Source organism: Ruegeria sp. BG9, from assembly GCF_056538305.1.
In genome coordinates, this window is the sequence record NZ_JBQFSY010000002.1 from 1 (window position 1) to 24,704 (window position 24,704).

General features: G+C 59.2%; 19 protein-coding genes. 9 read left to right on the forward strand and 10 right to left on the reverse strand.

The window, feature by feature from the left end; translation table 11 throughout:
• Positions 1 to 397 precede the first annotated feature (397 nt).
• The gene (gene katG / locus ACR0I8_RS03635) at positions 398 to 2,599 is read right to left on the reverse strand and encodes a catalase/peroxidase HPI (RefSeq protein WP_170689633.1); all 2,202 of its coding nucleotides are present in this window, start codon (positions 2,597 to 2,599) and stop codon (positions 398 to 400) included.
• 358 nt (positions 2,600 to 2,957) lie between these two features.
• Between katG and ACR0I8_RS03640 the strand changes: the two genes are divergently transcribed.
• The gene (locus tag ACR0I8_RS03640) at positions 2,958 to 4,574 is read left to right on the forward strand and encodes a choline dehydrogenase (RefSeq protein WP_170689631.1); all 1,617 of its coding nucleotides are present in this window, start codon (positions 2,958 to 2,960) and stop codon (positions 4,572 to 4,574) included.
• On the opposite strand, the gene ACR0I8_RS03645 is transcribed toward ACR0I8_RS03640, so the two are convergent.
• The gene (locus ACR0I8_RS03645; RefSeq protein WP_170689629.1) at positions 4,558 to 5,412 is read right to left on the reverse strand and encodes an SDR family oxidoreductase; all 855 of its coding nucleotides are present in this window, start codon (positions 5,410 to 5,412) and stop codon (positions 4,558 to 4,560) included. The genes ACR0I8_RS03640 and ACR0I8_RS03645 overlap by 17 nt on opposite strands.
• 88 nt (positions 5,413 to 5,500) lie before the next feature.
• Between ACR0I8_RS03645 and ACR0I8_RS03650 the strand changes: the two genes are divergently transcribed.
• Positions 5,501 to 6,133 (forward strand): class I SAM-dependent methyltransferase, encoded by a 633-nt coding sequence (locus tag ACR0I8_RS03650; protein WP_170689628.1) that lies wholly within the window; start codon positions 5,501 to 5,503, stop codon positions 6,131 to 6,133.
• A gap of 21 nt (positions 6,134 to 6,154) precedes the next feature.
• Here ACR0I8_RS03650 and ACR0I8_RS03655 read toward each other — a convergent pair whose 3' ends face one another.
• Complete coding sequence (locus ACR0I8_RS03655) at positions 6,155 to 7,144, reverse strand: sterol desaturase family protein (protein WP_170689626.1); 990 nt, start codon at positions 7,142 to 7,144, stop codon at positions 6,155 to 6,157.
• Between the two features lie 23 nt (positions 7,145 to 7,167).
• Complete coding sequence (locus ACR0I8_RS03660; protein ID WP_170661057.1) at positions 7,168 to 7,923, reverse strand: class II aldolase and adducin N-terminal domain-containing protein; 756 nt, start codon at positions 7,921 to 7,923, stop codon at positions 7,168 to 7,170.
• A 114-nt stretch (positions 7,924 to 8,037) separates the two neighbouring features.
• Here ACR0I8_RS03660 and ACR0I8_RS03665 point away from each other — a divergent pair, with 114 nt between their 5' ends.
• The 5 genes from ACR0I8_RS03665 (at position 8,038) to ACR0I8_RS03685 (ending at position 13,725) form a co-directional block, all read left to right on the forward strand.
• Positions 8,038 to 8,898: a LysR family transcriptional regulator gene (locus ACR0I8_RS03665; RefSeq protein ID WP_170689625.1), complete on the forward strand. Its 861-nt coding sequence runs from the start codon at positions 8,038 to 8,040 to the stop codon at positions 8,896 to 8,898.
• Between the two features lie 155 nt (positions 8,899 to 9,053).
• Positions 9,054 to 10,856, forward strand: coding sequence for an adenine deaminase (gene ade / locus ACR0I8_RS03670; RefSeq protein ID WP_170689623.1), 1,803 nt, complete (start codon positions 9,054 to 9,056; stop codon positions 10,854 to 10,856).
• Complete coding sequence (locus ACR0I8_RS03675; RefSeq protein ID WP_170689622.1) at positions 10,853 to 12,313, forward strand: AMP nucleosidase; 1,461 nt, start codon at positions 10,853 to 10,855, stop codon at positions 12,311 to 12,313. The genes ade and ACR0I8_RS03675 overlap by 4 nt, the downstream gene beginning before the upstream one ends.
• Positions 12,314 to 12,443: 130 nt before the next feature.
• Positions 12,444 to 12,731 (forward strand): HU family DNA-binding protein, encoded by a 288-nt coding sequence (locus ACR0I8_RS03680; RefSeq protein WP_050605937.1) that lies wholly within the window; start codon positions 12,444 to 12,446, stop codon positions 12,729 to 12,731.
• A gap of 106 nt (positions 12,732 to 12,837) precedes the next feature.
• Entirely contained in the window at positions 12,838 to 13,725 is an 888-nt protein-coding gene (locus tag ACR0I8_RS03685) for a DMT family transporter (RefSeq protein WP_170689620.1), read from the forward strand.
• On the opposite strand, the gene ACR0I8_RS03690 is transcribed toward ACR0I8_RS03685, so the two are convergent.
• Positions 13,701 to 14,222 carry a glutathione peroxidase gene (locus ACR0I8_RS03690; protein ID WP_170380152.1) on the reverse strand — a complete coding sequence of 174 codons (522 nt, stop codon included), beginning with the start codon at positions 14,220 to 14,222 and terminating at the stop codon, positions 13,701 to 13,703. The two genes, ACR0I8_RS03685 and ACR0I8_RS03690, sit on opposite strands and share 25 nt — an antisense overlap.
• Before the next feature lie 146 nt (positions 14,223 to 14,368).
• Between ACR0I8_RS03690 and msrB the strand changes: the two genes are divergently transcribed.
• The gene (msrB, locus tag ACR0I8_RS03695; protein ID WP_170380153.1) at positions 14,369 to 14,818 is read left to right on the forward strand and encodes a peptide-methionine (R)-S-oxide reductase MsrB; all 450 of its coding nucleotides are present in this window, start codon (positions 14,369 to 14,371) and stop codon (positions 14,816 to 14,818) included.
• On the forward strand, positions 14,815 to 15,324 hold the full coding sequence (msrA, locus tag ACR0I8_RS03700; protein ID WP_170380154.1) for a peptide-methionine (S)-S-oxide reductase MsrA: 510 nt from the start codon (positions 14,815 to 14,817) through the stop codon (positions 15,322 to 15,324). The genes msrB and msrA overlap by 4 nt, the downstream gene beginning before the upstream one ends.
• Before the next feature lie 30 nt (positions 15,325 to 15,354).
• Here the strand turns inward: msrA and ACR0I8_RS03705 are convergent, their stop codons facing one another.
• The 5 genes from ACR0I8_RS03705 to gltB all read right to left on the reverse strand — a co-directional run bounded on the left by ACR0I8_RS03705 (position 15,355) and on the right by gltB (position 24,692).
• Positions 15,355 to 17,358: a hydantoinase/oxoprolinase family protein gene (locus ACR0I8_RS03705; protein ID WP_170689668.1), complete on the reverse strand. Its 2,004-nt coding sequence runs from the start codon at positions 17,356 to 17,358 to the stop codon at positions 15,355 to 15,357.
• Positions 17,359 to 17,429: 71 nt separating this feature from the next.
• Positions 17,430 to 18,467 carry a tRNA epoxyqueuosine(34) reductase QueG gene (queG, locus tag ACR0I8_RS03710; RefSeq protein ID WP_170380155.1) on the reverse strand — a complete coding sequence of 346 codons (1,038 nt, stop codon included), beginning with the start codon at positions 18,465 to 18,467 and terminating at the stop codon, positions 17,430 to 17,432.
• Between the two features lie 75 nt (positions 18,468 to 18,542).
• Complete coding sequence (fzlA, locus tag ACR0I8_RS03715) at positions 18,543 to 19,208, reverse strand: FtsZ-binding protein FzlA (protein ID WP_170689618.1); 666 nt, start codon at positions 19,206 to 19,208, stop codon at positions 18,543 to 18,545.
• Positions 19,209 to 19,266: 58 nt separating this feature from the next.
• Entirely contained in the window at positions 19,267 to 20,007 is a 741-nt protein-coding gene (gene mtgA, locus ACR0I8_RS03720) for a monofunctional biosynthetic peptidoglycan transglycosylase (RefSeq protein WP_170689616.1), read from the reverse strand.
• A gap of 152 nt (positions 20,008 to 20,159) precedes the next feature.
• Positions 20,160 to 24,692: a glutamate synthase large subunit gene (gltB, locus tag ACR0I8_RS03725; RefSeq protein ID WP_170689614.1), complete on the reverse strand. Its 4,533-nt coding sequence runs from the start codon at positions 24,690 to 24,692 to the stop codon at positions 20,160 to 20,162.
• Positions 24,693 to 24,704: the final 12 nt, after the last annotated feature.

A 24,704-nucleotide genomic window follows, 5' to 3' on the forward strand; every position in this document is an offset into this window, starting at 1 on the left:
AGCCAAAAACCAGACCGTTGCGCCAATCCCTCAGCGCGCCCGCCTAAAACTCAACCTCAGATGCCCCCAGTCTATCCTGAGCGTCCCCGCCGCCTCAGCAGCGCCCCAGCGCCTCAGCAGCGCCGGTGAAGGGGTATTTACGGATTAGGTCTGGGACCTGCAACCCCCATTTTGCAAAAACTTCAAATTTCTCGGCAGAAAGTTTCCTACCTTAATAAAAGCAACAGGTTAGCTTCATTTTACTGGCGGTTTTTCCGCCTATATCCGCGCGGGTAGCTGACAAAGAACAGCCAAGCGCCGGAATCGTACCCAATGCTTGGTACGTAACCAGCTCCAACCAACAAAAACGCCGCCCGAGTCTCCTCGGACGGCGCTGTTTCGTGAGTAGTGTAGGCAATTACTTCAGATCAAAGCGATCCGCGTTCATCACCTTGTTCCAGGCCGACACAAAGTCACAGACAAATTTGCCCTCGGCATCTTCCTGACCATAGACCTCGGCCAATGCCCGCAGTTGCGAGTTGGAGCCGAAGACCAGATCGACACGGGTGCCCGTCCACTTGACCTCACCGCTGGCGCGGTCGCGGCCTTCATAGACGCCTTTGCCCGAGGGTTTCCATTCCGTGCTCATGTCTAGAATGTTGGTGAAGAAATCGTTGCTCAGAACCCCGACGCGATCTGTGAACACACCGTGCTTGCTGTCACCGAAATTCGCACCCAAGACGCGCAGACCGCCCACAAGGGCCGTCATCTCAGGGGCAGACAGTGTCAGCAGCTGCGCCCGGTCGACTAACAGCTCTTCGGGTGAGACGGTATAGTCGGCCTTCTGGTAATTGCGGAACCCATCTGCGATTGGCTCCATCACGGCAAAACTGTCGACATCGGTCTGCTCTTGCGACGCGTCGGTCCGACCCGGAGTGAACGGAACCTCAACATCCTGACCGCCCGCTTTGGCCGCCTGTTCGATACCAACGGCACCGGCCAGAACGATCACATCGGCCAAGGACACTTTCTTGCCGCCCGATTGTGTATCGTTAAACGCGGCCTGAACACCTTCCAAAGCGCCCAGTGCCTTGGACAGCTTCATAGGTTCGTTGACGTCCCAGTCTTTCTGTGGCGCAAGGCGGATACGGGCACCATTGGCGCCGCCCCGCTTGTCCGACCCACGGTAAGTCGAAGCCGAGGCCCAAGCGGTCGAGACCAGCTCGGACACCGACAGCCCAGTCGCAGCGATCTTGGCTTTCAGGTCGGCCACATCCGCGTCGTCGATCAGATCGTGATCCACTGCGGGGACGTTGTCCTGCCAGATCAGCTCCTCAGCGGGGGCCTCTTCGCCGATATAGGCCGAACGCGGGCCCATGTCGCGGTGCGTCAGCTTGAACCATGCGCGTGCGAAAGCATCCGCGAATTCTTCCGGGTTCTCGTGGAAGCGTTTCGAGATCGGGCCATAGATCGGGTCCATGCGCATCGCCATGTCGGCGGTGGTCATCATGGTTTTGACCTTCTTCGACGGATCATGCGCCTGCGGGGCCATGTCTTCTTCTTTGACATTCACCGGCTCCCAAATCCACGCGCCCGAGGGGCTTTTGGTCAGGTTCCAGTCATAACCGAACAGAAGGTCGAAGTAGCCATTATCCCACTTTGTTGGGTTGGCCGTCCACGCGCCTTCGATCCCCGAGGTGGTGGTGTCGTCACCCTTGCCCGAGCCGAACTTGTTGATCCAGCCAAAGCCCATCTCTTCAATCGGAGCAGCCTCTGGATCGGGACCAACCAGATCGGGATCACCCGCACCGTGCGCCTTACCAAAGGTGTGGCCACCTGCGACCAGAGCGACGGTTTCCTCGTCATTCATCGCCATACGACCAAAGGTGTCGCGGATATCACGGCCTGAGGCAAGCGCGTCGGGCTGTCCGTCCGGACCTTCTGGGTTCACATAGATCAGACCCATCTGCACGGCGGCCAATGGGTTTTCCAGATCACGCTCGCCCGAGTAACGGCTATGTGGGTTGTCCGTCGGGGCCAGCCATTCGGTTTCCGAACCCCAATAGATGTCTTCCTCTGGGGCCCAGATGTCTTCGCGGCCACCTGCGAAACCAAAGGTCTTGCCGCCCATCGACTCGATGGCGCAGTTCCCCGCCAGGATCATCAGGTCGGCCCAGGAAATCTGGTTGCCGTATTTCTGCTTGATCGGCCACAGCAGGCGACGCGCTTTGTCGAGGTTGCCGTTATCCGGCCAGCTATTCAGCGGAGCAAAACGTTGGTTGCCGGTCGAGGCGCCGCCACGGCCATCTGCCGTCCGGTACGTACCAGCACTGTGCCACGCCATCCGAATGAAGAAACCACCATAGTGACCGTAGTCCGCTGGCCACCAGTCCTGAGAATCCGTCATCAGCGCATAGAGGTCTTCTTTCAGCGCTTTGTAGTCCAGCTTCTTGAACTCTTCTTCATAGTCGAAATCTGCGCCCATCGGATTCGATGCCGGTGCATGCTGGTGCAGGATCGAAAGCTTCAGCTGGTTGGGCCACCAGTCGCGATTCGAACGCGTGCCAGCGCCATGCATCACAGGGCAACCGCCTGCTTTGGGGTTATCACTTCCGTCCATATCGATCTCCAATCCTGGCTCAGGTCTTGCGGCTCAGCGCGGTATTAACTGTAACGAACAAGATTACAGAAAGATGTAGCCCTGATGGATTTCAAGGGTCGCTCGCCGAAATTGGCGCAGCCCCCACTCATCAGGGCGACTCTGCACCCTTGTGTCGGGGGAAATCTAGCAAACCAAAGGCATAGAGATAAGTTTTGTTTTCTCATAATAACCATAACCAAATCCTATGGTATACAGATCCTCCGACTCGTAACCTTGGGTCACAACCCCCACAGGCAGATTGTCTTCTTCCCTGTTCGCTTTCAGTCTGGCCCGAATATGCGGCCAAGGACCCCGAGCAGGACATAAGGACAGCAGGATGGAGTTTGACTATGTGATCGTCGGCGGAGGCTCGGCCGGATCGGTTCTGGCCGGTCGCCTGAGCGAGGACCCGAACATCAGCGTCTGCCTGCTTGAGGCCGGTGGTCCCGGAAAACATATCGCCATCCGTATGCCCGCCGCCGTAGTGTCGACCCTTCCCGGACGCCCCAAGATCAGCAATTGGGCGTTCGAGACAGTCCCGCAACCGGGCCTGAACGGGCGGAAAGGATATCAGCCGCGCGGCAAAGCCTTGGGAGGCTCCAGCGCGATCAATGCCATGCTCTATATACGCGGGCAGCGACAGGACTATGACGGTTGGGCCGATCTGGGCTGCGACGGTTGGGATTGGGACAGCGTTCTGCCTTACTTCAAACGCTCGGAAAACAACGAGCAGGGTGCAGATGACCTACATGGCGATAGTGGCCCCCTGCAAGTGTCGGATCAGAAGGAGCCGCGCCCGATCACCAATGCCTTCATCGATGCCGCCAGCCAGATGCAGCACCGCCGCGTCGAGGATTTCAATCGCGGCGATAACGAGGGCGTTGGACTCTATCAGGTGACGCAATTCCGCGACCCGACCCGCAACGGGGAAAGATGTTCAGCCGCAGCGGCCTATGTGCATCCGGTCATGGATCGTACGAACCTGGCCGTCATCACCCATGCCCATGCCAAGGAGCTGACCTTCGACGGCAAACGCGCGACCGGAGTGATCTATAAAAAGAGAGCAAAAGGCGCAGATATCTCGGTCACGGCCAGACGAGAGGTATTGATCTGTGCGGGCGCGCTTCAATCACCGCAAATTTTGCAGCTGTCCGGTATCGGCGACGGGGAAGAGTTGCGCCAGCACGGAATCGCAGTCCGTCATGACCTGCCCAGCGTTGGTAAAAACCTGCAAGATCATCTGGATTTCATTCTGGCCTACAAAACCAAGGACACAGACAATTTCGGCATCGGCCTGATGGCAGGCATGCGCCTGATGGGGCACTTGTTGCGCTGGCGCAAAACCGGGTCGTCGATGGCCTCGACCCCGTTTGCCGAAGGGGCTGCGTTTCTAAAGACCTCTCCTGAACTGGATCGTCCCGACATTCAGCTCCATTTCGCCATTGCGCTGGTCGATGATCACGCCCGCAAGCTGCACTATGGCCATGGTTACAGTTGCCACATCTGCAAGCTAAGGCCCGAAAGCCGCGGCACCGTTGGCCTTCACAGCGCCGATCCCTTCGCCGCACCCGCCATTGACCCAAACTTCCTGTCCGATGACCGCGATCTGCAAACCATGATCAAAGGTGCGCGGATGATGCGAGACATCATGCAGGCCCCCGCCCTCGCCCCTTACCGTCATAAAGAGATGTTTGGGACCGAAACCGCCGAAACCGACGCGGATTGGGAACGCCATATCCGCGCTCGCGCCGATACGATCTATCACCCCGTCGGCACCTGCAAGATGGGGCTGGATGAAATGGCTGTGGTCGACCCAGAGCTAAAGGTTCACGGGATCGAAGGGTTGCGCGTCGTGGATGCTTCGATCATGCCAACGCTGATCTCGGGCAACACCAATGCGCCGACGATCATGATCGCCGAAAAAGCAGCTGACATGATCAAGGCTGCTCAGTGACCTTCATCAGGGCCTCAAGCCCGACGCGGTAATTGGGGTAGAGCAGTTTAACCCCAAGCTCATCCTTGATCCGGTTGTTTCGAACCCGCTTATTCTCGCTATAGAAACTGCGCGCCATCGGCGTCATTTCGGCCTCTTCAAACGGAACGGCGGGCGGTAGCGGCAGGCCCTGCAGTTCGGCTGCGTAGCCGATCACATCTTGCGGCGGTACCGGCTCATCATCGCAAACGTTATAAACAGCGCCGGGATTCGGGGCCGCCATCGAAGCCGCCAGAACCTGTGCGATATCCTCCACATGGATGCGCGAGAACACCTGACCCGGTTTGATAATCCGCCGGGTCCCACCGCCCTTGAGCTTGGAAAACGGCCCGCGACCGGGGCCGTAGATGCCCGCCAGTCGGAAGATATGGATCGGCAGGCCGGGAATGGCCGACCATTGTTCCTCGGCCAGCAAACGCCAGCGCCCGCGTTTGGCTGTTGGCGCGGGTGGCGTGGTTTCATCCACCCAATTGCCCTGATGATCGCCATAGATCGCCGTGGTCGACAGATATCCAACCCATTTGAACTGCTCCGCGCGCGCGGCGATCTCTGTGCCCAGCGCTGCCAGAACCGGATCGCCATCCTCCTTCGGTGCGGTTGAGATCAGCAGATGCGAGACCCCATCCAGATCCGGCACGTCCCCGGGCCAAATCAACGGCTCAGCGCCCGAGGCGCGAATAGCGTCAGTACCCTCAGCATCTCGCGTGGTGCCAACAACGCGCCAACCCTCGGGCGTCAGGCGGCGCGACAGGGCTTGGGCAGAGTAACCGTGACCAAAGGAAAACAGTGTGTTCGTCATGCCCTCTAGATGATCCGAGCAGACCGGGGATGCAAGCGCCACGTCGACTCACTTGATTCGAATCTCGCGATACGCCTTTCTTTTAGGCATGAGCCAGAAAACCCCAGACCTACACGCAGCCTATGCGCTGACCTCTCCGGACGACAACAAACGCCTCTATGCCGAATGGGCAGGCGACTATGATGACGGTTTTGCCGCGCGCGAGGATTATCAGCTGCATATCCATACCGCCCGCGCCTTTGTACGGGCCGGAGGGCAAGGCCCGGTGCTGGATGTCGGCGCTGGCACCGGCCTGTGCGGTGCGGTTTTGGCCAGTCTTGGGGTTGGGCCGATCGACGCCACGGATATCAGCGCCGAAATGCTGGATCAGGCCATGCGCAAGGACACCTATCGCGACGCGATCGAGGCCGACCTGACCCAAGGTATCCCGGTACCGAGCCACAGCTATTCGGGTATCGTGTCATCTGGCACGTTCACCCATGGCCATCTGGGCCCAGAGGTCCTGCCCGCCTTGCTGCGCGTCGCGCGCCCCGGTGCGCAATTTGCCGTTTCAATCAACGCCAAACACTATGAAAAACTGGGCTTTGCCGACGCCTTCAGGCAGCTAGAGCAGGGCCAGATCATCAACCTGTCCCTGCCCGAGGTCCGCATCTACGGAGATCTCGCCGCCGGTCCGAACAAGGACGACACGGCCTATGTCGCCTTGTTCGAGAGGACCTGATCAGGTCTTTGACCAAAAACGTTAGGTGTACATCTGTTTCTTGAACGCCCGCGTGCGCGTCGTCGCCTCGGCCGAACCGTCGTGATAGGTGCCGAACCACTTGTCGAACGGGATTTCCGAGGTGCCGTAGTTGCACTCGAAATAGCGGTGGTGCAGCTGATGGAAGAAATCACCAGCGCGGGCGGCATCCGTTTCTTTCGCCCTCAGCTTTTCGAAACCGGAATGGGACAGAACCGGGCTGATCTGCTGAAAGTAGGTATGGAACAGAAGGTGCAGCGGGTGCGATGGGATGATCAGGTGAATGAAATAGGTCGTGAAGTAGAGGATGTTCTCATACCAATGGTTTGAGATTCCCGACCAGGGCCCGATATTGACATTGCGGTGGTGCACCGCGTGGACATGTTTATAGAGCTTCGGGTGATGCTCCAACCGATGCACCCAATAGAAATGCAGGCCGGACCACATGGGGATCAGCAACATCCACAGGACAAACCAAACCGGCGCGCTGGACCATGTCACAGTCGGCACATAACCATTGGCCATCGCCCAAAAGATCACCCACTGATAAACAGTCGCCACTGTCATCGCGCTGCCCAAGGTCCACCAAATATTGTCGAGGACCTGATTGCGGAAAGTGAAGTTGCCGTTGTCCCGGGTCAGATCACGGCGATCGAATTTTTTGTACATGCCCTGCCCTTTGCGCATGTAAAGCCACCAATGCAAACCGCCCGCGACCAGAATCTGAGGCACCATGTTCAGCAGCCAAATCCGGAACATCCACCCGACCGAGAAATTCTTCATCGCGTCCAATCCGGGGAAGAACAGGACATAGGCGATCACGGCCAGTGTCATGCACAGGGTCAGCGAGGTGATCTGCAGCCACGCCCCGCCATACCATTTCACAACCGCCGCCGGGCGGGGTGGCCAAGTGAACAGCGGGTTCAATCCCACCGGTCCTTCGGGATGATAGTTCCAACGGGCGGCTTCCAGATCCTGGGCAGTATCGGTCATAGCGGTCACTTCTGTCTGATGGGTCAGGTTGCGTAGTCCGAGCCTTCGGCGTCGAGCAGGGCTTTGATCTCGCGCAGATGCGCCTGGGCTTGATCGGGGTAGTCATCCAGCTCTTGCGCGGTCTTCTCGGCAATCTCGTCCGACAGCACACGCAACGGTTGGCCTGTTTGCAGCGCACGGATGTAGGTTTCGGCGGCGCGCTCGAAATAATAGAGTCTATTAAAGGCATCTGCCGGGTCGCTGCCGATGATCAGAACTCCGTGGTTGCCCATGATCATGACCTTCTTCTTCGGATCAGACAGCATTGAAGCGCAGCGTTCCCCCTCGCTCTCAAAAGCCAGACCACCGAATTCCTCATCAATCACATAGCGGTTGTAGAAAGTGGCCGTGTTCTGGTCGATGGGGGGCATGTTGCTGTCCGCCAGCGATGCCAGCACAGTGGCAAAGATCGAATGTACATGCATGACACACCGTGCATGTGGGCAGTGGCGATGGATCGACCCGTGAAGCCCCCAAGCGGTCGGGTCCGGTGCGCCGGGTTGGCTCATGACATCCGGATCATTGGCATCCAGCAACAACAGGTCCGAGGCCCGGATTCGCCCGAAATACATCTGATTGGGGTTCATCAGGAACTGCGTGCCGTCCTCGTTCACCGCAAGACTGAAATGGTTGGCAACGGCCTCGTGCAAGTTCAGACGCTCGGTCCAGCGGAACGTCGCGGCCATGTCCACACGCTCGGACCAATGGTCGATATTGGGGCGAAGATTGGCGACACTCATGGGAACGCTCCTTAGGGCAATTGGTTTGAACAAAGCCTGCCTTGGGTCCTTGAGTTTGACCAACGAAAAAAACGCATCTATCTCATTAGCAGAACTTATGGTGAGGTTATGAAGATGCAGAATTCCCTGCCTCCTCTGGGCTGGCTGCGCACCTTCGAGGCGGCGGCACGTCATCTGTCTTTCACTGGCGCCGCCCGCGATCTGAACATGACGCAAAGCGCTGTAAGCCAGCAGATCAAGTCGCTCGAGGGTCATCTGGGCCAACCCTTGTTCTTGCGACGCCCCAAGGCGCTGGAACTGACCGAGGGCGGAATCACCTATCTGCCCGTCGTGCGAGAGGCATTTCGCACGCTGGTGCGTGGCACACAGGCCGTAACCGGCGCTCAGCAAAACGCGGTTCAGGTTCAGTGCAACATCACCTTTGCCGTAAACTGGCTGGCCCCGCGCCTGCCCGCCTTTCGGGCTGAGCATCCGGATGTGCAACTGAACATCTTCACTGAACTCTGGGAGCCGCAGGAAATGGCCGAAGGCGCTGCGGTCGAGATTCGCTTTTCCCTCAGGCCCGCCGATACGGTTCGGACAGAGTTGCTGCGGCGTGAACACTACTATCCAGTCTGCGCGCCTGGGTTCAGTGTGGATCTGGAGACACTGCAGGAAAAGCCCCTGTATGATTGTTCAAACCTGCTTTCGAATTGGGCCAGCTGGGCAGATGATCAGGCTCTAACATGGGGCAAACCGTACATAACATACGCCACGACCTATCTGGTTTGCTTGTCAGCAGCGATGGCCGGGGGCGGCTTGTGCCTTGCGCATGACACGATCGCAGACCGGTTGATTGAGCAGGGCTTGCTGGTGGCCCCTTTTGAGCATCGCGCAGAGATGCCCGAGGCGTATTACCTGTTGCTTTCCCCCCAGGCCGAGGAAACGCCTGGCGCGGTGGCCTTTGCCAATTGGATACGGCGCGAGATCGGGTGAGGGGGTTTCTCCCGCCCATCGTCGCGGCCCCTTTTCGGGGCAGCTTCTCTGGTTGGGCCGGGCAGCGCTGGCGCGCTGCGGACGAGATTTGTGATGATTTCATGATACGGGATTACCGGGGTTGCACCTGACAACACATTCGGGAAAGTTGAGCCATGGAATACACACCCTTCCCAAGTTGGCCCGATGTCGCCCCCCGTTTAATCGCCGTTGCCGCAGGTCGCGAACCCGCGGATATGGTGATCCGCGGTGGTATCTGGGTCAATGTTCACAGCCGAGAGCTGCTACCCGATCACTCCGTCGCCATCGCTGAAGGGCGGATTGCCTTTGTCGGGCCTGATGCCAGCCACTGTATCGGTCCCGACACGCAGATAATTGACGCCAACGGGCGGTACATTCTGCCCGGCCTGTGCGACGCGCATATGCACATCGAATCGGGGATGCTGACACCGGCTGAATTCGCGCGGGCCGTGATCCCGCATGGCACGACCTCGATGTTTACCGACCCACACGAGATCGCAAATGTGCTGGGCCTCGACGGCGTGCGCATGATGCATGATGAGGCAATGATGCAGCCGGTGAATATCTTCACTCAGATGCCCTCTTGCGCGCCATCGGCCCCGGGATTGGAGACCACCGGCTATGAAATCTCGCCCGAGGATGTGGCACAGGCGATGAGCTGGCCGGGTATCATCGGGCTGGGTGAGATGATGAATTTCCCCGGTGTGATCAACGGCGATCCGAAGATGTTGGCTGAGATCGCAGCCACTCAACGGGCCGGGAAAACGGTCGGCGGACACTATGCTTCGCCTGATTTAGGGTCTGATTTCTCGGCTTATGTAGCTGGTGGCCCGGCGGACGACCATGAAGGCACCTGTGAGGCTGACGCCATTGCACGGGTACGGCAGGGGATGCGGTCGATGATGCGGCTGGGGTCTGCATGGTACGATGTGGAGACCCAGATCACGGCCGTTACCGAAAAAGGTCTGGACCCGCGTAACTTCATTCTGTGTACCGATGATTGCCACTCTGGCACCTTGGTCAATGAGGGCCATATGAACCGGGTGGTGCGCCATGCCATCGCCTGTGGGTGCGAGCCTCTGGTCGCGTTGCAGATGGCCACAATCAACACCGCCACGCATTTCGGGCTGGAGCGTGAGATCGGCTCGGTCACGCCGGGGCGGCGCGCGGATATCATCCTCAGCTCGGACTTGACCGATTTGCCGATCGAGACGGTCATTGCGCGTGGGCAGGTGGTTGCTGAGAACGGCGCCATCACCGTCGAATGCCCGCATCTGAATTGGCCGGAAAACGCGCGCAATACCGTACATCTGGGGCATGAGCTGACGGAAAGCGACTTTGAAATCCAGGCCCCCGCAGGCGCGAATCGGGTTCAGGCCAATGTCATCGGTGTTGTCGAAAACCAAGCCCCGACAAAGGCGCTCAAGGCCGAATTGCCCATCATCGGCGGCCTGGTTGAGGGGGAGGGCGAGGTCTGCCAGATTGCGCTAGTGGAACGCCATCGTGCCACCGGAGTGGTCACGAACGCATTCGTCTCAGGCTTTGGCTATCAGGGCAACATGGCGATGGCCTCAACCGTGGCCCATGACAGCCACCATATGATCGTCGTGGGCACCGACCGTACGCAAATGGCGCTGGCCGCCAACCGTCTGGCCGAGGTCGGTGGTGGTATCACCCTGTTCCGGGACGGTCAGGAACTGGCGCTGGTGGAACTGCCCATCGCTGGCCTGATGTCTGACAGCCCTGCCGCCGAGGTCGCGGCAAAAGCCGAAAAGATGGTCGAGGCGATGGAGGCCTGCGGCTGTCAGTTGAACAACGCCTATATGCAACACTCTCTGCTGGCCCTCGTTGTGATCCCCGAATTGCGGATCTCGGATCTTGGGCTGGTGGATGTCCGCACGTTTGAAAAGATAGACCTTCTGGAACCTCTGGCATGACAATAATAAAAACACCTGACACACCTGTTGCCGAAGACTTCACCGACCCCGAGGCTGCCGTCGCGCGGCTTGAACTTCTCTACAATCAGGCCACCGATTTCCTGTGCGAGGGCTTTTCGGCGGCCATGCAGGACGGAGCCCCTTCGGCCCGTATTAGAGCCTATTACCCGGAAATTCGCATCAAGACCTCAAGCTACGCGCAGGTCGATAGCCGCCTGAGTTTCGGGCATGTCTCGGAACCTGGCATCCATGCAACCACCGTAACGCGACCTGACCTCTTCCGCTCGTACCTGACGCAACAGATCGCGTTGCTGATCAAGAACCATGACCAGCCGGTGACCATAGGTGCATCAGACACGCCGATTCCGGTTCATTTTGCAGTCGCCAACAACCCAGATCTGGTAGTGCCGCATCAAGGTGCTGCGGGATTCACCCTGCGCGATGTGTTCGACGTGCCCGATCTGACAACAACCAATGACGACATCGTCAATGGCGTACATGATCATACTGAGGTCGGGCCACTTGCTTTGTTCACCGCTCAGCGCGTCGATTACTCTTTGGCGCGGCTGGCGCACTATACCGCGACGGATGCGGGGCACTTCCAGAACCACGTTCTGTTCACCAACTACCAGTTCTACGTGTCCGAGTTCGAAAACTACGCGCGTGAACAACTCGCCGACCCCGAAAGCGGCTACATCAGCTTTGTCTCGACCGGGAATGTCGAGATCACCGAGGCAGATGCGTCGCTTGAGCAGCCGATAAAGCTGCCTCAGATGCCGACCTATCACCTGAAACGAGCGGATGGGTCCGGTATCACTCTCGTCAATATCGGCGTCGGGCCGTCGAACGCCAAGACCGCCACCGACCATATCGCGGTACTACGCCCCCATGCCTGGTTGATGGTCGGGCACTGCGCCGGTCTGCGCAATACGCAAGCCTTGGGCGATTTCGTCCTGGCCCATGCCTATCTACGCGAAGATAAGGTTTTGGACGATGACCTGCCGGTCTGGGTCCCGATCCCACCGCTTGCAGAGATTCAGGTGGCGCTGGAACGCGCCGTGGCCGAGGTCACCGAACTTGAAGGGTATGAGCTGAAGCGGATCATGCGGACGGGCACTGTCGCATCGGTCGATAACCGCAATTGGGAGCTGCGCGATCAATCAGGCCCGGTGCAGCGGCTTAGCCAATCCCGTGCGATTGCGCTGGATATGGAAAGCGCAACGATCGCTGCAAATGGCTACAGATTCAGGGTCCCTTACGGGACTTTGCTCTGCGTCTCCGACAAACCGCTGCATGGTGAATTAAAGCTTCCCGGTATGGCGTCGTCCTTCTATACAACTCAGGTCAGCCGTCATCTGGCGATCGGAATAAAGGCGATGGAACATCTGCGCGGCATGCCGTTAGAGCGCTTGCACAGCCGGAAATTGCGTTCATTTGACGAAACGGCCTTCCTCTGACGTAAAAAAGCAACGTTTTCCCCATATTTTTAGGGTTTTCCGCGCTACTATTCGTTGTGTTCGTCCACAATATCCCGTTACAGTTACGCGGTGAGGCCCTATAGATCGGGCACGTTAAGGAGACCAAGAAATGGCAAAGCCTATGACAAAGACTCAGCTGGTGGCTGCTCTCGCTGAGGAAATGGGAACCGACAAGAAATCCGCGAATGCGGCGCTGGAGGCTGTGACCGGCCTGATCACCCGCGAAGTTTCGGCCGGTGGTGCAGTAACCCTGCCCGGCGTCGGCAAAATCTACTGCCGCGAACGCCCCGAGCGTCAGGTTCGCAACCCGGCCACTGGTGAAACCTTCACCAAAGAAGCCGACAAGGTTGTGAAGATGACCATCGCAAAAGCTCTGAAAGACAGCGTGAACGGCTAAGCCGCGACGTCATGTTGACAGAATGTGGGGCTGCCGGAAGGTGGCCCCTTTTTCTTGCCGGACGACCCGTTTAAGAAAAGCACACCGCCCACCCAAGGAGATGGAAATGGATCTGCGCGCCATCGCAATGGGGCTGACCTTTGCCCTGATCTGGTCGTCGGCTTTTACGTCGGCGCGGATCATCGTTGCGGATGCATCGCCTCTGTTTTCGCTGGCATTGCGCTTTCTGATTTCCGGCATCATCGGCGTCGCGATCGCGCGGGCCATGGGCCAATCCTGGCATCTCACACGTGAGCAGTGGCGCGCGACCATACTGTTCGGAGTTTGCCAAAATGCCCTTTATTTGGGTCTAAATTTCTATGCGATGCAAACGGTCGAGGCGTCGGTCGCGGCGATCATCGCGTCCACCATGCCGCTGCTTGTCGCACTGGCGGGCTGGGCCTTTCTGGGTGAGCGTTTGCGCCCCTTGGGAATTGTCGGGCTACTGGCTGGATTTGTTGGCGTTGCCCTCATCATGGGAAACCGCATCGGCGCAGGTGTCGATCTGTTCGGAGTGGCCCTTTGTGGAATCGCAGCCCTCGCCCTGACCTTCGCAACCCTATCCGTGCGTGGGGCCACGTCGGGCGGCAATTTCATGATGGTGGTCGGTTTACAGATGTTCGTAGGTGCTGCGATTCTGTTTGTCGCAGCCCCGATCTTTGAAACGATCCGCATACATCTGACAATGCCGCTGGTTCTGGCGTTCAGCTACACAACGCTGTTCCCCGGCCTTCTGGCGACGTTAATCTGGTTCATGCTGCTCAACCGGATCGGGGCGACTCGCGCGGCCACGTTCCACTTCCTCAACCCCGTGTTCGGCGTCGCCATTGCCGCTGTTCTGCTGGGTGAGAAGCTGGGGCCGCTGGATGCGCTGGGTGTTGTGATCACGACGCTGGGCATTCTGGCGGTGCAACTGTCGCGTCAGCCTGGTCAGGGTAGCAGCGCCTCGACCTGACGGGTCAGCTTCGGCGATGTCGGCTTGACGCCTGAACCAAAAGTAGCCGCAACCTCACCTTCTGGATTCAGCAGAATTTTGTTGAAGTTCCACTGCGGCACAAAACCGGTTTGGTCCGCAACGGCCTTGTAGAACGCATGCGCCTTTGGCCCCTTGACTGGCGTGATATCAGCCATCGGCAGTGTCAGGCCGTAGTTCATCTCACAGAAGGCTTTGACTTCGCTTGCCGTTTCCAATTCCTGATTGAAGGAATCCGATGGGACCGCAAGCACCACCAAACCGCGTTTGCCATAGGTTTCATGCATCTTCTGCAAATCCGCGTATTGACCGGTGAAGCCGCATTGCGATGCGGTATTGACCACCAGAACCGGCTGGCCGCGCCATGCCTCTAGGGACAAGACACCCCCGTCGATCGAAGCAAACTCGGCTGTCAAAGGCGCCGCTTGAACAGCACGGCCGATCAACAAAAGAACGCTTAGAAGCAACACACGAAACATGGCAAAACCTCCTTGGTATTGAGGATACGGTAAAAACCCGCTTCCGGATCAACCGCACATGCGCGCGAGGCGTTTGAAATATGATTTTGATTTCCGAAATTTTATGCCCAAATACTACTCAACCATTCCAATTGATCGGAGGAGCCATGTCCCGCTACACCAAGGACCCCGCGGTTGTTGCCGCTCTGTCCCCCGAGGCGTTTCACGTCACCCAGCGCAGCGGCACCGAACGCCCCGGAACCGGCGCATATCTGGGCAATAAAGAGCCCGGCATCTACGTGGATATCGTATCGGGCGAGCCGCTTTTCGCCTCGACCCACAAATACGAATCCGGCTGTGGCTGGCCCAGTTTCACAAAGCCAATCATCCACGAACATGTGGAAGAGTTTCGTGACACAACCCATGGTATGATCCGCACCGAGGTCCGCTCGAAACACGGCGACAGTCACCTGGGTCACGTCTTCCCGGACGGCCCGCGCGAACATGGTGGGCTGCGCTATTGCATCAACTCTGCCGCACTGCGGTTCATCCATCGCGACGAGATGGAGGACGAAGGTTACGGCGAATACCTGATCCATGTGGAGGACATCCAATGAGTATCGAACGCGCTGTTCTGGCCGGTGGCTGCTTTTGGGGCATGCAGGATTTGATCCGCAAACTGCCCGGCGTGTCCCGCACGCGTGTCGGATACACCGGCGGCGACGTGCCAAACGCCACTTATCGCAACCACGGAACCCATGCCGAAGGGATCGAAATTTTCTTTGATCCCTCTCATATCACCTATCGCGATCTGCTGGAGTTCTTCTTTCAGATCCACGACCCGACGACACCGAATCGTCAGGGCAATGATCTTGGAATGAGCTACCGTTCAGCGATCTATTATGTGGATGACGCGCAAAAGCAGGTGGCTCTGGACACAATCGCGGATGTGAACGCCAGTGGATTGTGGCCCGGCAAGGTCGTCACCGAACTTGAACCCGTGGGCGACTTCTGGGACGCCGAACCCGAGCATCAGGATTATCTGGAACGCATCCCCAACGGCTATACCTGCCACTTCCCGCGCCCCGATTGGGTCCTGCCCAAACGCGACGCGGCTGAATAACGCTTGGTCCCCTTCGGGTTTCGAAGGGGGTTAACCCGTGGCGACCCGGGGTCTCCCGCTGGCCTCGACGGTCAACATCGCCTCGACAAACACTTCACGCTCTTCCACGCGGGCGGTTCGGATATCGCGGTCGACAACCACTCGGATATCTTCAGCACCCGCCTCGCGCACGGCCCCTTCCGCCTCATCTCGCAGGATCTTTTCCAGCAGCGCCAAAGCCTCATCCGAGGCGTTGAAGTCCTTCGGGCCGCCTTCCAGATGAACGCGATACTGCCCTTCGGCGGGCGAGGTGATGGTCCCCGAGCGCCGCAAAGTCAGCCGCCCGACTACCGCCCCGATGGCATTGGCCACACCAGCATGTTCAGGCAGAACCATTTTGCAACGCAACCGCTCCCCAACCGCCGGATAGTAGCTGGGGGCCGAGGCACCCAGACCCACCACATCCACATTCAACGCCGCATCCAGCGCCAGCAACCCTCGGTGCTGTGCCAACCCGCGCTGGGTCAGGACATGCCGGGCAAGCTCCTTCGGCAGCAGACCGAAATCCTCTGCCTCTTCGGCAAAAGCAGTCTCTAACATGGTCAAACTGGTCTGTTCGGTTAGTTGGTCGATGATCATCTGCGCCAGGTGTTTCGGTGTCGCCGCCAGCATGTCACCCGACCCAACCCGTTTGCGCGCCACCAGTTCCAGCGCCTTGCGTGCGGCATCTGCGTCCCACGCCTCGACCCGGCCCAGAACATGGCTGGCGTCAGACGGCGTGATCCCAGAAACCTGAACGATTCCGCGATCCACCAGCCGGGTCAGCGCGCCGTTCTCCATCCGCGTCCGTAACAAGCCGCTGAGGGGCAGGACCTGATCGCCCAGCCTGTCCAGCAACGCCTCTTCCCGCGCGCCGATCCCGTCGGCACGCACCCCCGGAACGCGGCGTGCGAACCGTGTGTCATGCTCGCCCACCGTGGTTGAGCGCAGCTGCTCGTCCAGCATCGCGTGTACCACTTCGGGCGCCTCGGACGCGATCAGTGAAACCGGCAGCACCCGTCGCGGCCCAAGGAAAACGCCGCCCTTCAAGCCTTCGGTCATGACATGAACCTGGCTGTCGCCGCCCAACCCGTTGGTCCGCATCGCGACGGCCTCAACCATTGTGCGGAACCCACCGACCTGCGCGCCTGCCGGATCAATCGCGGGTTTCCCATCGCGGATCAGTGCCACGTCCGTCGTGGTACCGCCAATATCCGAGACCAGAGCGTTTTCGGCCCCTGTCAGCCACCGCGCTCCGACGATCGAGGCCGCAGGACCGCTCAGAATCGTTTCAATCGGCCGCTCCCGCGCCTGCTCCGCGCTCATCAATGCGCCATCCCCGCGCACGACCATCATCGGAGCGGTAATGTCCAAAGCCAGCAATTGATCCTGAGCCCGCCCGATCAGGCGATCAATCATCCCGATCAACCGTGCATTCAAAACGGCAGTGACGGCGCGCTTTGGCCCGTTCAACTTGGCGGACAATTGGTGCGAGCAGGTCACCGGCGCCCCGGTCTTTTCGGTTATGATCCGCGCCGCTTCCAGCTCATGTGCCGGGTTGCGAGTTGCGAACTGCGCCGCGACGGCAAAGCCAGAAACCCCTTTGTGAGAGTCTAAAAAGGCCCCTAAAGCTTCAACATCCAGCTTTGCGACCTCACCGCCCGCATGGCTGTGTCCACCTGGCACGACAAGCGCCGGATCGCCTTTCAAAGCATCCCTCAGACCATGCTTCTCAAGATCGCTTTCCTTGAACCCGATGTAGATCAAGGCCACGCGACCACCCTGCCCCTCGACCAGAGCATTTGTGGCCAGTGTCGTCGACAGAGACGCCATCGAGATCTGATCCGGCGTCACCTGCGCCTCGTCCAAAACGGCCGAGATCGCCTTGCCGACCCCAATCGCCAGGTCCGCCCGCGTTGTCAGGGACTTGGCCGAGGCGATCACCTCACGCTCATCCCGGATCAACACCGCATCGGTATAGGTTCCGCCTGTATCTACCCCCAAAGCCAGCGCCATCGGGTCCTCCATCTGTTCGCTGCAGATGGGTGTAGCGGTTTGGACCGACACGTCCAGCCTGTTTGCGGCATTTAACCGAGCTGTTCCACCGCCCAGCGCGCTGCATCAGCCACGGTCGGATCGGGATCATCCGCCAAGCCCTGCGCCACAGCCCGCAGTTCGGCCCTGCCCGAGTTGCCAATGGCATAGAGAACATTGCGAACAAACCGGTCGCGCCCAATCCGCTTGATCGGAGAACCCGAGAATTTCGCCCGAAACGCAGCATCATCCAAAACCGCCAGATCAGCCAGGGCCGGAGCCTTCAGATCCTCCCGCGCTGCATATCGAATGTCGCTGGCCGCCACAGCAAACTTGTTCCAAGGGCACGCTGCCAGACAATCATCGCAGCCGTAAATCCGGTTTCCCAGCTTGCCACGCAAGCCTTCGTCAACCGGGCCTCTATGTTCGATGGTCAGGTAGGAAATACACCGCCGCGCATCCAGCTGATAGGGCGCGGGGAAGGCATCCGTCGGACAGACCTCCAGACAGGCCCGGCACGACCCACAATGATCCACCTCGGCCTCATCCGACGGCAGCTCCAAAGTCGTAAAAACAGACCCTATAAAGGCCCAATTGCCCCAATCCCGGCTGACAAGATTGGTGTGCTTGCCCTGCCAGCCCAACCCCGCCGCATGGCCCAACGCCTTTTCCGGCACCGGCGCGGTATCGACGAATACCTTCACCTCGCCCCCGGCCTCGGCAATCAGCCACCGCGCCAGCCGCTTGAGCCGCTTTTTGACCAGGTCATGATAATCCTTGTTCTGCGCATAGACCGAAATCGCCGCGCGGTCCGGATGCTGCAAAACTTCGGTCGGATCATGCTCGGGCGTGTAACTCTCGGCCAACATGATCACCGACCGCGCCTCGGGCCACAGTGCCGCCGGATCTCCGCGCCAATGGGTCCGTTCGGCCATCCACCCCATCTGCCCGTGATACCCGGCCTGCAAAAAGGCTTCCAAGCGCGCAGGCACCTGCGGCACATCCCATGGCCGACACACCCGGCACGAGACAAACCCCTCGGCCAAAGCCTGCGCCACCAGTTTTTCCTTTAAACCCGATCCGCTCTTCATCTGGCCAAAAATATCCTCGGGGGGAATCGCGCCTCTGGCGCGATGGGGGGCAGACAGCCCCCCTTTGCTACCCTATCAGAAATCCAGATCGGCGTAATGGGGTGGAGGCCGAAACCCCGGCACCTGGTCCGCCAGAATCGACCGGAACGCCGGCCGCGATTTGATCTTGGCGTACCAATCCTTCACCGCCGCGCTGCGATTCCAATCCACGTCCGAGATATAGTCCAGCGCCGACAAATGCGCCGCCGCCGCGAAATCCGCCAGCGTCATCTGATCTCCGGCCAACCAGCGACGATGATCCAGCAACCATGCCATGTATTCCAAGTGATACTTGATCGCCCGCGCGCCTTCTTTGACGTTCTTGCTGTCCGGGTAGCCCTGTCCAGTCATCTTCTTGTTGACCCGCTCATACAGAAGTTTCGAGGTCACCTCGTGATGAAACTTGTCATCGAACCAGCCCACCAAGCGCCGCACCTCATACCGCGCTTCGGCGGCCTTGGGCATCAAGGGCGGTTCTGGGCGCGTGTCCTCGATATACTCACAAATCGCCGCGCTCTCGGACATGATCTGCCCGTCCAACCGCAAAACCGGCACTTTTCCAGCCGGGTTTCGACGCAGGAAATCCGGATCTTGCTCCCAATACCGCTCTTCGACCAGCTCAACTTCGATCTTCTTTTCGGCCAGAGACAGCCGAACCTTGCGACAGTAGGGAGAGAGGGGAACGTGAAACAAACGCGCCATGGACTTCCAATCAAACCAATGAGTACCCCTCAGCTTTAGCCTTGGCAGGGCGTGGGATTCAATCCTCGAAACAATCCGCGCGACCATCTGCGCGGATGGTAGCCGCCCCTTGCAGGATAGCCGCCGCCCGCCTGCGGGTGAAAACCGACGGGTCCGTCACCGAGCGTTTGCGGGGTGAGGGCAGAATCGCTGCAAGCCGTGCCGCCTGCGTCGGAGTCAATTGCGCCGCGCTGACACCAAAGTTCCGCTGCGCCGCGGCCTCAACCCCAAATAGGCCCGTCCCGGTTTCCGCGACATTCAGATAGACTTCAAGAATGCGCTGTTTGCTCCAGAAAATCTCGACCACAGGCGTGATCGTGGTTTCCATCGCCTTGCGCACCCAGCTGCGCCCCTGCCACAGAAAGACATTCTTCACCACCTGCTGCGTAATGGTTGAGGCCCCTCGGGTCCCGCCCCCCTCCAAAGCGTCACGAATGGCTTCGACATCAAAACCCCAATGCAGGCAGAAATTCGCATCCTCAGCCGCCACGACCGAACGCGCCATGATCGGAGCGATATCCTCAATCGAAACCCACTCGCGCTCGACCTTTCCAAGACGGCGCCATTCAGACCAGATCGTGTGCGTGATCGGAGGGTTCACGACCGAATACAGCAGCACCAAAGCCACCAGAAACGCTGCAACGCCCAGCGCGGAATAGACCATCCATCGCCGGATACGGGACCAGAACGACCGTGTCTTTTGCCCCTTGCCTGCCTTACTTTTTCTGCCGCTTTTCTTGCGGGCTGCTTTCTTTGCCATGGTTTTGCTATACGCCGCCGCGCCAGTCTTGGGAACGACGGAATTCCTGATCGGCGGATTGAGCCGCGTGACTGTGTCCGCCGCGAAATACAAAAAAGACCCGCGTTCCACCTCAGAAACGCGGGTCCTTCTTATTTATCTCTGCACCCGACTTATTCGGCCGGAACAGCAGCCACTTCGTTTGTCAGAGGATGGCTGAGCTTGTTCAGCATCTCTTTCGGGCAGACCTGCAGGAAGTTCGCCTTTTCCACATCCCAATGTTGCAGGATGTCCGAGGCTTTCCGGCTGAAGGTTTCCGCCGCGTGACGCTCAATCAGGGATTTCAACTGATCTTCCCAATGATCGACGGTCACCGGGCAGGTCACCAGCGTTTCCATGTTCATCAACGCCTGTGCCTTACCCTCCGGGTCATACAGATAGGCCATGCCGCCGGTCATACCCGCGCCAAAATTGGCTCCGATATCACCCAGGATCACAGCGACGCCGCCGGTCATGTATTCGCACCCGTTCGAGCCACAGCCCTCGATCACCACTTTGGCGCCCGAGTTCCGCACCGCAAACCGCTCACCTGCGCGACCAGCGGCAAACAGCTGCCCGTCGGTTGCGCCGTACAGAACGGTGTTGCCGATGATCGTGTTGTCATCTGCCTTCAGCGGGCTGACCTGCGGTGGGCGGACAACGATCATGCCACCTGACAGACCTTTGCCGACATAGTCGTTGGCGTCGCCAGACACCTCCAGCTTCAGACCCGGTGCCGCAAAGGCTCCCAATGACTGACCGGCCGAGCCTTGCAGCTTTACATGCAGATGGTCGTCCTGGAACGTGTTCCGCATGCCGAAGTTTTGAACGATATGGCTGGAGACGCGTGTACCAACGGTCCGGTGCGTGTTCTGGATCGCGTAAGACAGCTGCATCTTTTCACCGTCTTTCAGGAACCGCGCCGCGTCGCGCACGATCTCGGCGTCCAGCGTATCAGGCACCGCGTTGCGGTCCTTGTCACGGTTGTAGACGATGTCATGCGCGCCATCGACAGTGATCAGCAGCGGGTTCAGATCCAGATCGTCCAGATGCGCCGAGCCTCGGCTGACCTGATCCAGCAGATCGGCCCGGCCGATGATCTCATCGATCGAACGCGCGCCGAGGCTGGCCAGCAACTCGCGCACTTCCTGCGCGTAGAAGGTGATCAGGTTGACGACTTTGTCCGCGTTGCCCGTAAACTTGGCGCGCAGGCTTTCGTCCTGCGTACAGACGCCAACCGGGCAGGTGTTCGACTGGCACTGACGCACCATGATACAGCCCATCGCGATCAAGGCGGCGGTGCCGATGCCATACTCCTCGGCCCCCATCATCGCGGCCATGACGATGTCACGACCGGTCCGCAGGCCACCATCGGTCCGCAGGGTTACACGGTCGCGCAGGTTGTTCATCGCCAGAACCTGATGCGCCTCGGTCAGGCCCATTTCCCACGGCAGACCGGCATATTTGATCGATGTCGCAGGCGATGCGCCCGTGCCTCCATTGTGGCCCGAAATCAGGATGATATCCGCCTTCGCCTTGGCCACACCTGCAGCAATCGTACCAACGCCCGAGGACGCCACCAGTTTCACCGTCACCTTGCAGCGCGGGTTGATCTGTTTGAGGTCATAGATCAGCTGCGCCAGATCCTCGATCGAGTAGATGTCGTGGTGCGGCGGTGGCGAGATCAGGGTCACGCCTTTGGTCGAATGCCGCAGACGCGCGATCAAGTCGGTGACCTTCATACCGGGCAGCTGACCGCCTTCACCCGGTTTCGCACCCTGGGCGACCTTGATCTCAAGCTCTTCACACTGGTTCAGGTATTCGGCGGTCACGCCGAACCGGCCCGAGGCCACCTGTTTGATCTTGGCCGAGGGGTTGTCGCCATTCGGCTCGGGCACGAAGTGTGCGGGATCTTCCCCACCTTCACCCGAGTCGGATTTTGCACCAATCCGGTTCATCGCCACGTTCAAAGTCTTGTGCGCCTCGGGCGACAGCGCGCCCAGCGACATACCCGGCGTGACAAAGCGCTTGCGGATCGAGGTGATCGATTCGACCTCTTCAATCGGCACCGGTTTGCCCAGCGGTTTGAAGTCCATCAGATCACGCAGATGGATCGGAGGGTTCGATTGCATCTTGGCCGAATACTGCTTCCACAGCTCGTAGGACGCCTTGTTGCACGCCATCTGCATCATGTGCATCGAGGTCGCTTCCCAAGCATGGGTCTCGCCCGATTGCCGGGCTTTGTAGAACCCACCAATAGGCAGCACATCCAAGCCATTGTCCCACGCTTTGGCATGGATTTCCTCGACCTTGGCCTGAATACCCGTGACACCGATGCCGGAAATCCGGCTGGTCATACCGGGGAAGTACTCGGCAACCATGGCACGGCTAAGACCCACGGCCTCAAAGTTCAGACCGCCTCGATAGGATGAGATCACCGAGATGCCCATCTTGGCCATGATCTTCAGCAGACCCTGATCGATGGCCTCGCGATAGCGCGCGACGTTCTCGGTCAGCGTGCCTTCCAGCAGACCACGGTCAATCCGATCGGCCAGCGAATCCTCGGCCAGATAGGCGTTCACAACGGTTGCACCACAGCCGATCAGAACCGCAAAATAATGCGGATCAACACATTCGGCCGAACGCACGTTCAGCGAGCAGAAGGTCCGAAGTCCTTGCCGTGTCAGATGCGAGTGCACCGCGCTGGTCGCCAGGATCATCGGCATGGCCACACGGCCCTCGCCCGAGTTCATGTCCGACAGCACCAGATGCCCCGCGCCCGAGCGCACAGCCTCCTCTGCTTCGGCTCTAACACGGGCCAAGGCGGCGCTCAGCGCGCCACGACCGGGCTCAAAGCTGCAGTCGATTTCTGCCAGAGGAGAGCCGAAGGTCTCAACCAGTTTGTCCCACTGCGCGTTGCCAACAAAGGGGCTGCCCAGCACAACGATTTCGGTTTGGCTGCTATCTTCGTCCAGCACGTTTTTCAGGTTACCGAACCGGGTTTTCAGCGACATCACGCGGTATTCCCGCAGGCTGTCGATGGGCGGGTTTGTCACCTGGCTAAAGTTCTGACGGAAGAAATGGCTCAGCGGGCGGTACTGCTTGGAGAGTACAGCCGAGGGCGTGTCATCCCCCATCGAAGCCAGTGACTCCTTACCATCCTCGGCCATCGGCGCGAGGATCTGCTCCAGCTCTTCGATCGAGTATCCCGCCGCGATCTGACGCTTGCGCAGCTCTTCTCCGCGGAACATGGCTGTCTCGGTCACGCCGGCCAGGGCGTCATCCAGATCATTGATCTTATTGACCCACTCACCAAACGGCAGGGCGCGGGCCAGTTTGTCCTTGATCTGTTTGTCCCGGTAAAGCTTGCCGCGCTTCATATCCACGGCCAGCATCTGACCCGGACCCAGAGCGCCTTTTTCAGTCACCGAGGCTTCATCAATCGGCACCATTCCGGCCTCAGAGCCCGCGATGACCAGACCATCGCCCGTCACCACATAGCGCATCGGGCGCAGACCATTTCGGTCGAGACCGGCACAGACCCAGCGGCCATCGGTCATGGCCAGAGCGGCGGGGCCGTCCCATGGTTCCATCACCGAGTTGCAGTAGGAATACATATCGCGCCACGCCTGCGGCAGTTCGACCGCCTGCTTGGACCAGCTTTCCGGCACCAGCATGGTTTTCGCCATGGGCGCCGAACGCCCAGCGCGCACCAGAACCTCAAAAACCGAGTCTAATGCGGCGGAATCCGACGACCCGCCCGCGATTATCGGCTTGATGTCTTCGGCATGGTCGCCGAAGGTGCCGCTGGCCATGCGGATCTCATGGCTTTTCATCCAGTTGATGTTGCCCTTGAGCGTGTTGATCTCGCCGTTATGCGCCAGCATGCGGAATGGCTGCGCCAGCCACCATTGCGGGAAAGTGTTGGTAGAATAGCGCTGGTGATAGATCGCGAAGGCGGATTCAAAGCGTTCGTCCATCAGATCGGGGTAGAACACGGCGACCTGCTCGGCCAGCATCATGCCTTTGTAGATGATCGACCGGCAGGACAACGACGCCAGATAGAGGCCGGAAATCCCCGCAGCCGCAGCCGCTTTTTCGATGCGACGGCGGATGACATACAGCTCACGCTCGAACGTCTCTTCGTCCACGCCTTTCGAGTTTGAGATCAGGATCTGCTCAATCTCAGGACGGGTCGCGTTAGCCTTGTCGCCCAGACAGGTGACATCAACCGGCACGTGACGCCAGCCATAGATGTAATAGCCCATCCGCAGAACTTCGGTTTCCACGATGGTCCGGCATTGCTCCTGCGCGCCGAAATCGGTGCGGGGCAGAAAGACCTGACCAACGGCGATCAGCTCATCCAGATTGGGTTCATGGCCGGTGCGACGGATCTGGTCGTAGAAGAACGGGACCGGGATCTGAACATGGATACCCGCGCCGTCACCTGTCTTGCCATCCGCATCGACAGCGCCCCGGTGCCAGATCGCCTTCAGGGCATCGATCCCCGCATCCACAACCTTGCGCGATGGTTTACCGTCGACGGATACGACAAGGCCCACACCGCATGAGGAATGCTCTTCCTCTTCGGAATAAAGACCGTTTTCCGCCATCCACTTGCGCTTGGTTTCCTCGGTGCGCACCCAATCGGCATCAAATTTGGTCATTCGCTGTCTCCT

Coding starts and splice junctions, on each gene's coding strand:
- katG (WP_170689633.1), bottom strand. CDS start 2,599: ATGGACGGAAGTGATAACCCCAAAGCAGGCGGTTGCCCTGTGATGCAT.
- ACR0I8_RS03640 (WP_170689631.1), top strand. CDS start 2,958: ATGGAGTTTGACTATGTGATCGTCGGCGGAGGCTCGGCCGGATCGGTT.
- ACR0I8_RS03645 (WP_170689629.1), bottom strand. CDS start 5,412: ATGACGAACACACTGTTTTCCTTTGGTCACGGTTACTCTGCCCAAGCC.
- ACR0I8_RS03650 (WP_170689628.1), top strand. CDS start 5,501: ATGAGCCAGAAAACCCCAGACCTACACGCAGCCTATGCGCTGACCTCT.
- ACR0I8_RS03655 (WP_170689626.1), bottom strand. CDS start 7,144: ATGACCGATACTGCCCAGGATCTGGAAGCCGCCCGTTGGAACTATCAT.
- ACR0I8_RS03660 (WP_170661057.1), bottom strand. CDS start 7,923: ATGAGTGTCGCCAATCTTCGCCCCAATATCGACCATTGGTCCGAGCGT.
- ACR0I8_RS03665 (WP_170689625.1), top strand. CDS start 8,038: ATGCAGAATTCCCTGCCTCCTCTGGGCTGGCTGCGCACCTTCGAGGCG.
- ade (WP_170689623.1), top strand. CDS start 9,054: ATGGAATACACACCCTTCCCAAGTTGGCCCGATGTCGCCCCCCGTTTA.
- ACR0I8_RS03675 (WP_170689622.1), top strand. CDS start 10,853: ATGACAATAATAAAAACACCTGACACACCTGTTGCCGAAGACTTCACC.
- ACR0I8_RS03680 (WP_050605937.1), top strand. CDS start 12,444: ATGGCAAAGCCTATGACAAAGACTCAGCTGGTGGCTGCTCTCGCTGAG.
- ACR0I8_RS03685 (WP_170689620.1), top strand. CDS start 12,838: ATGGATCTGCGCGCCATCGCAATGGGGCTGACCTTTGCCCTGATCTGG.
- ACR0I8_RS03690 (WP_170380152.1), bottom strand. CDS start 14,222: ATGTTTCGTGTGTTGCTTCTAAGCGTTCTTTTGTTGATCGGCCGTGCT.
- msrB (WP_170380153.1), top strand. CDS start 14,369: ATGTCCCGCTACACCAAGGACCCCGCGGTTGTTGCCGCTCTGTCCCCC.
- msrA (WP_170380154.1), top strand. CDS start 14,815: ATGAGTATCGAACGCGCTGTTCTGGCCGGTGGCTGCTTTTGGGGCATG.
- ACR0I8_RS03705 (WP_170689668.1), bottom strand. CDS start 17,358: ATGGCGCTGGCTTTGGGGGTAGATACAGGCGGAACCTATACCGATGCG.
- queG (WP_170380155.1), bottom strand. CDS start 18,467: ATGAAGAGCGGATCGGGTTTAAAGGAAAAACTGGTGGCGCAGGCTTTG.
- fzlA (WP_170689618.1), bottom strand. CDS start 19,208: ATGGCGCGTTTGTTTCACGTTCCCCTCTCTCCCTACTGTCGCAAGGTT.
- mtgA (WP_170689616.1), bottom strand. CDS start 20,007: ATGGCAAAGAAAGCAGCCCGCAAGAAAAGCGGCAGAAAAAGTAAGGCA.
- gltB (WP_170689614.1), bottom strand. CDS start 24,692: ATGACCAAATTTGATGCCGATTGGGTGCGCACCGAGGAAACCAAGCGC.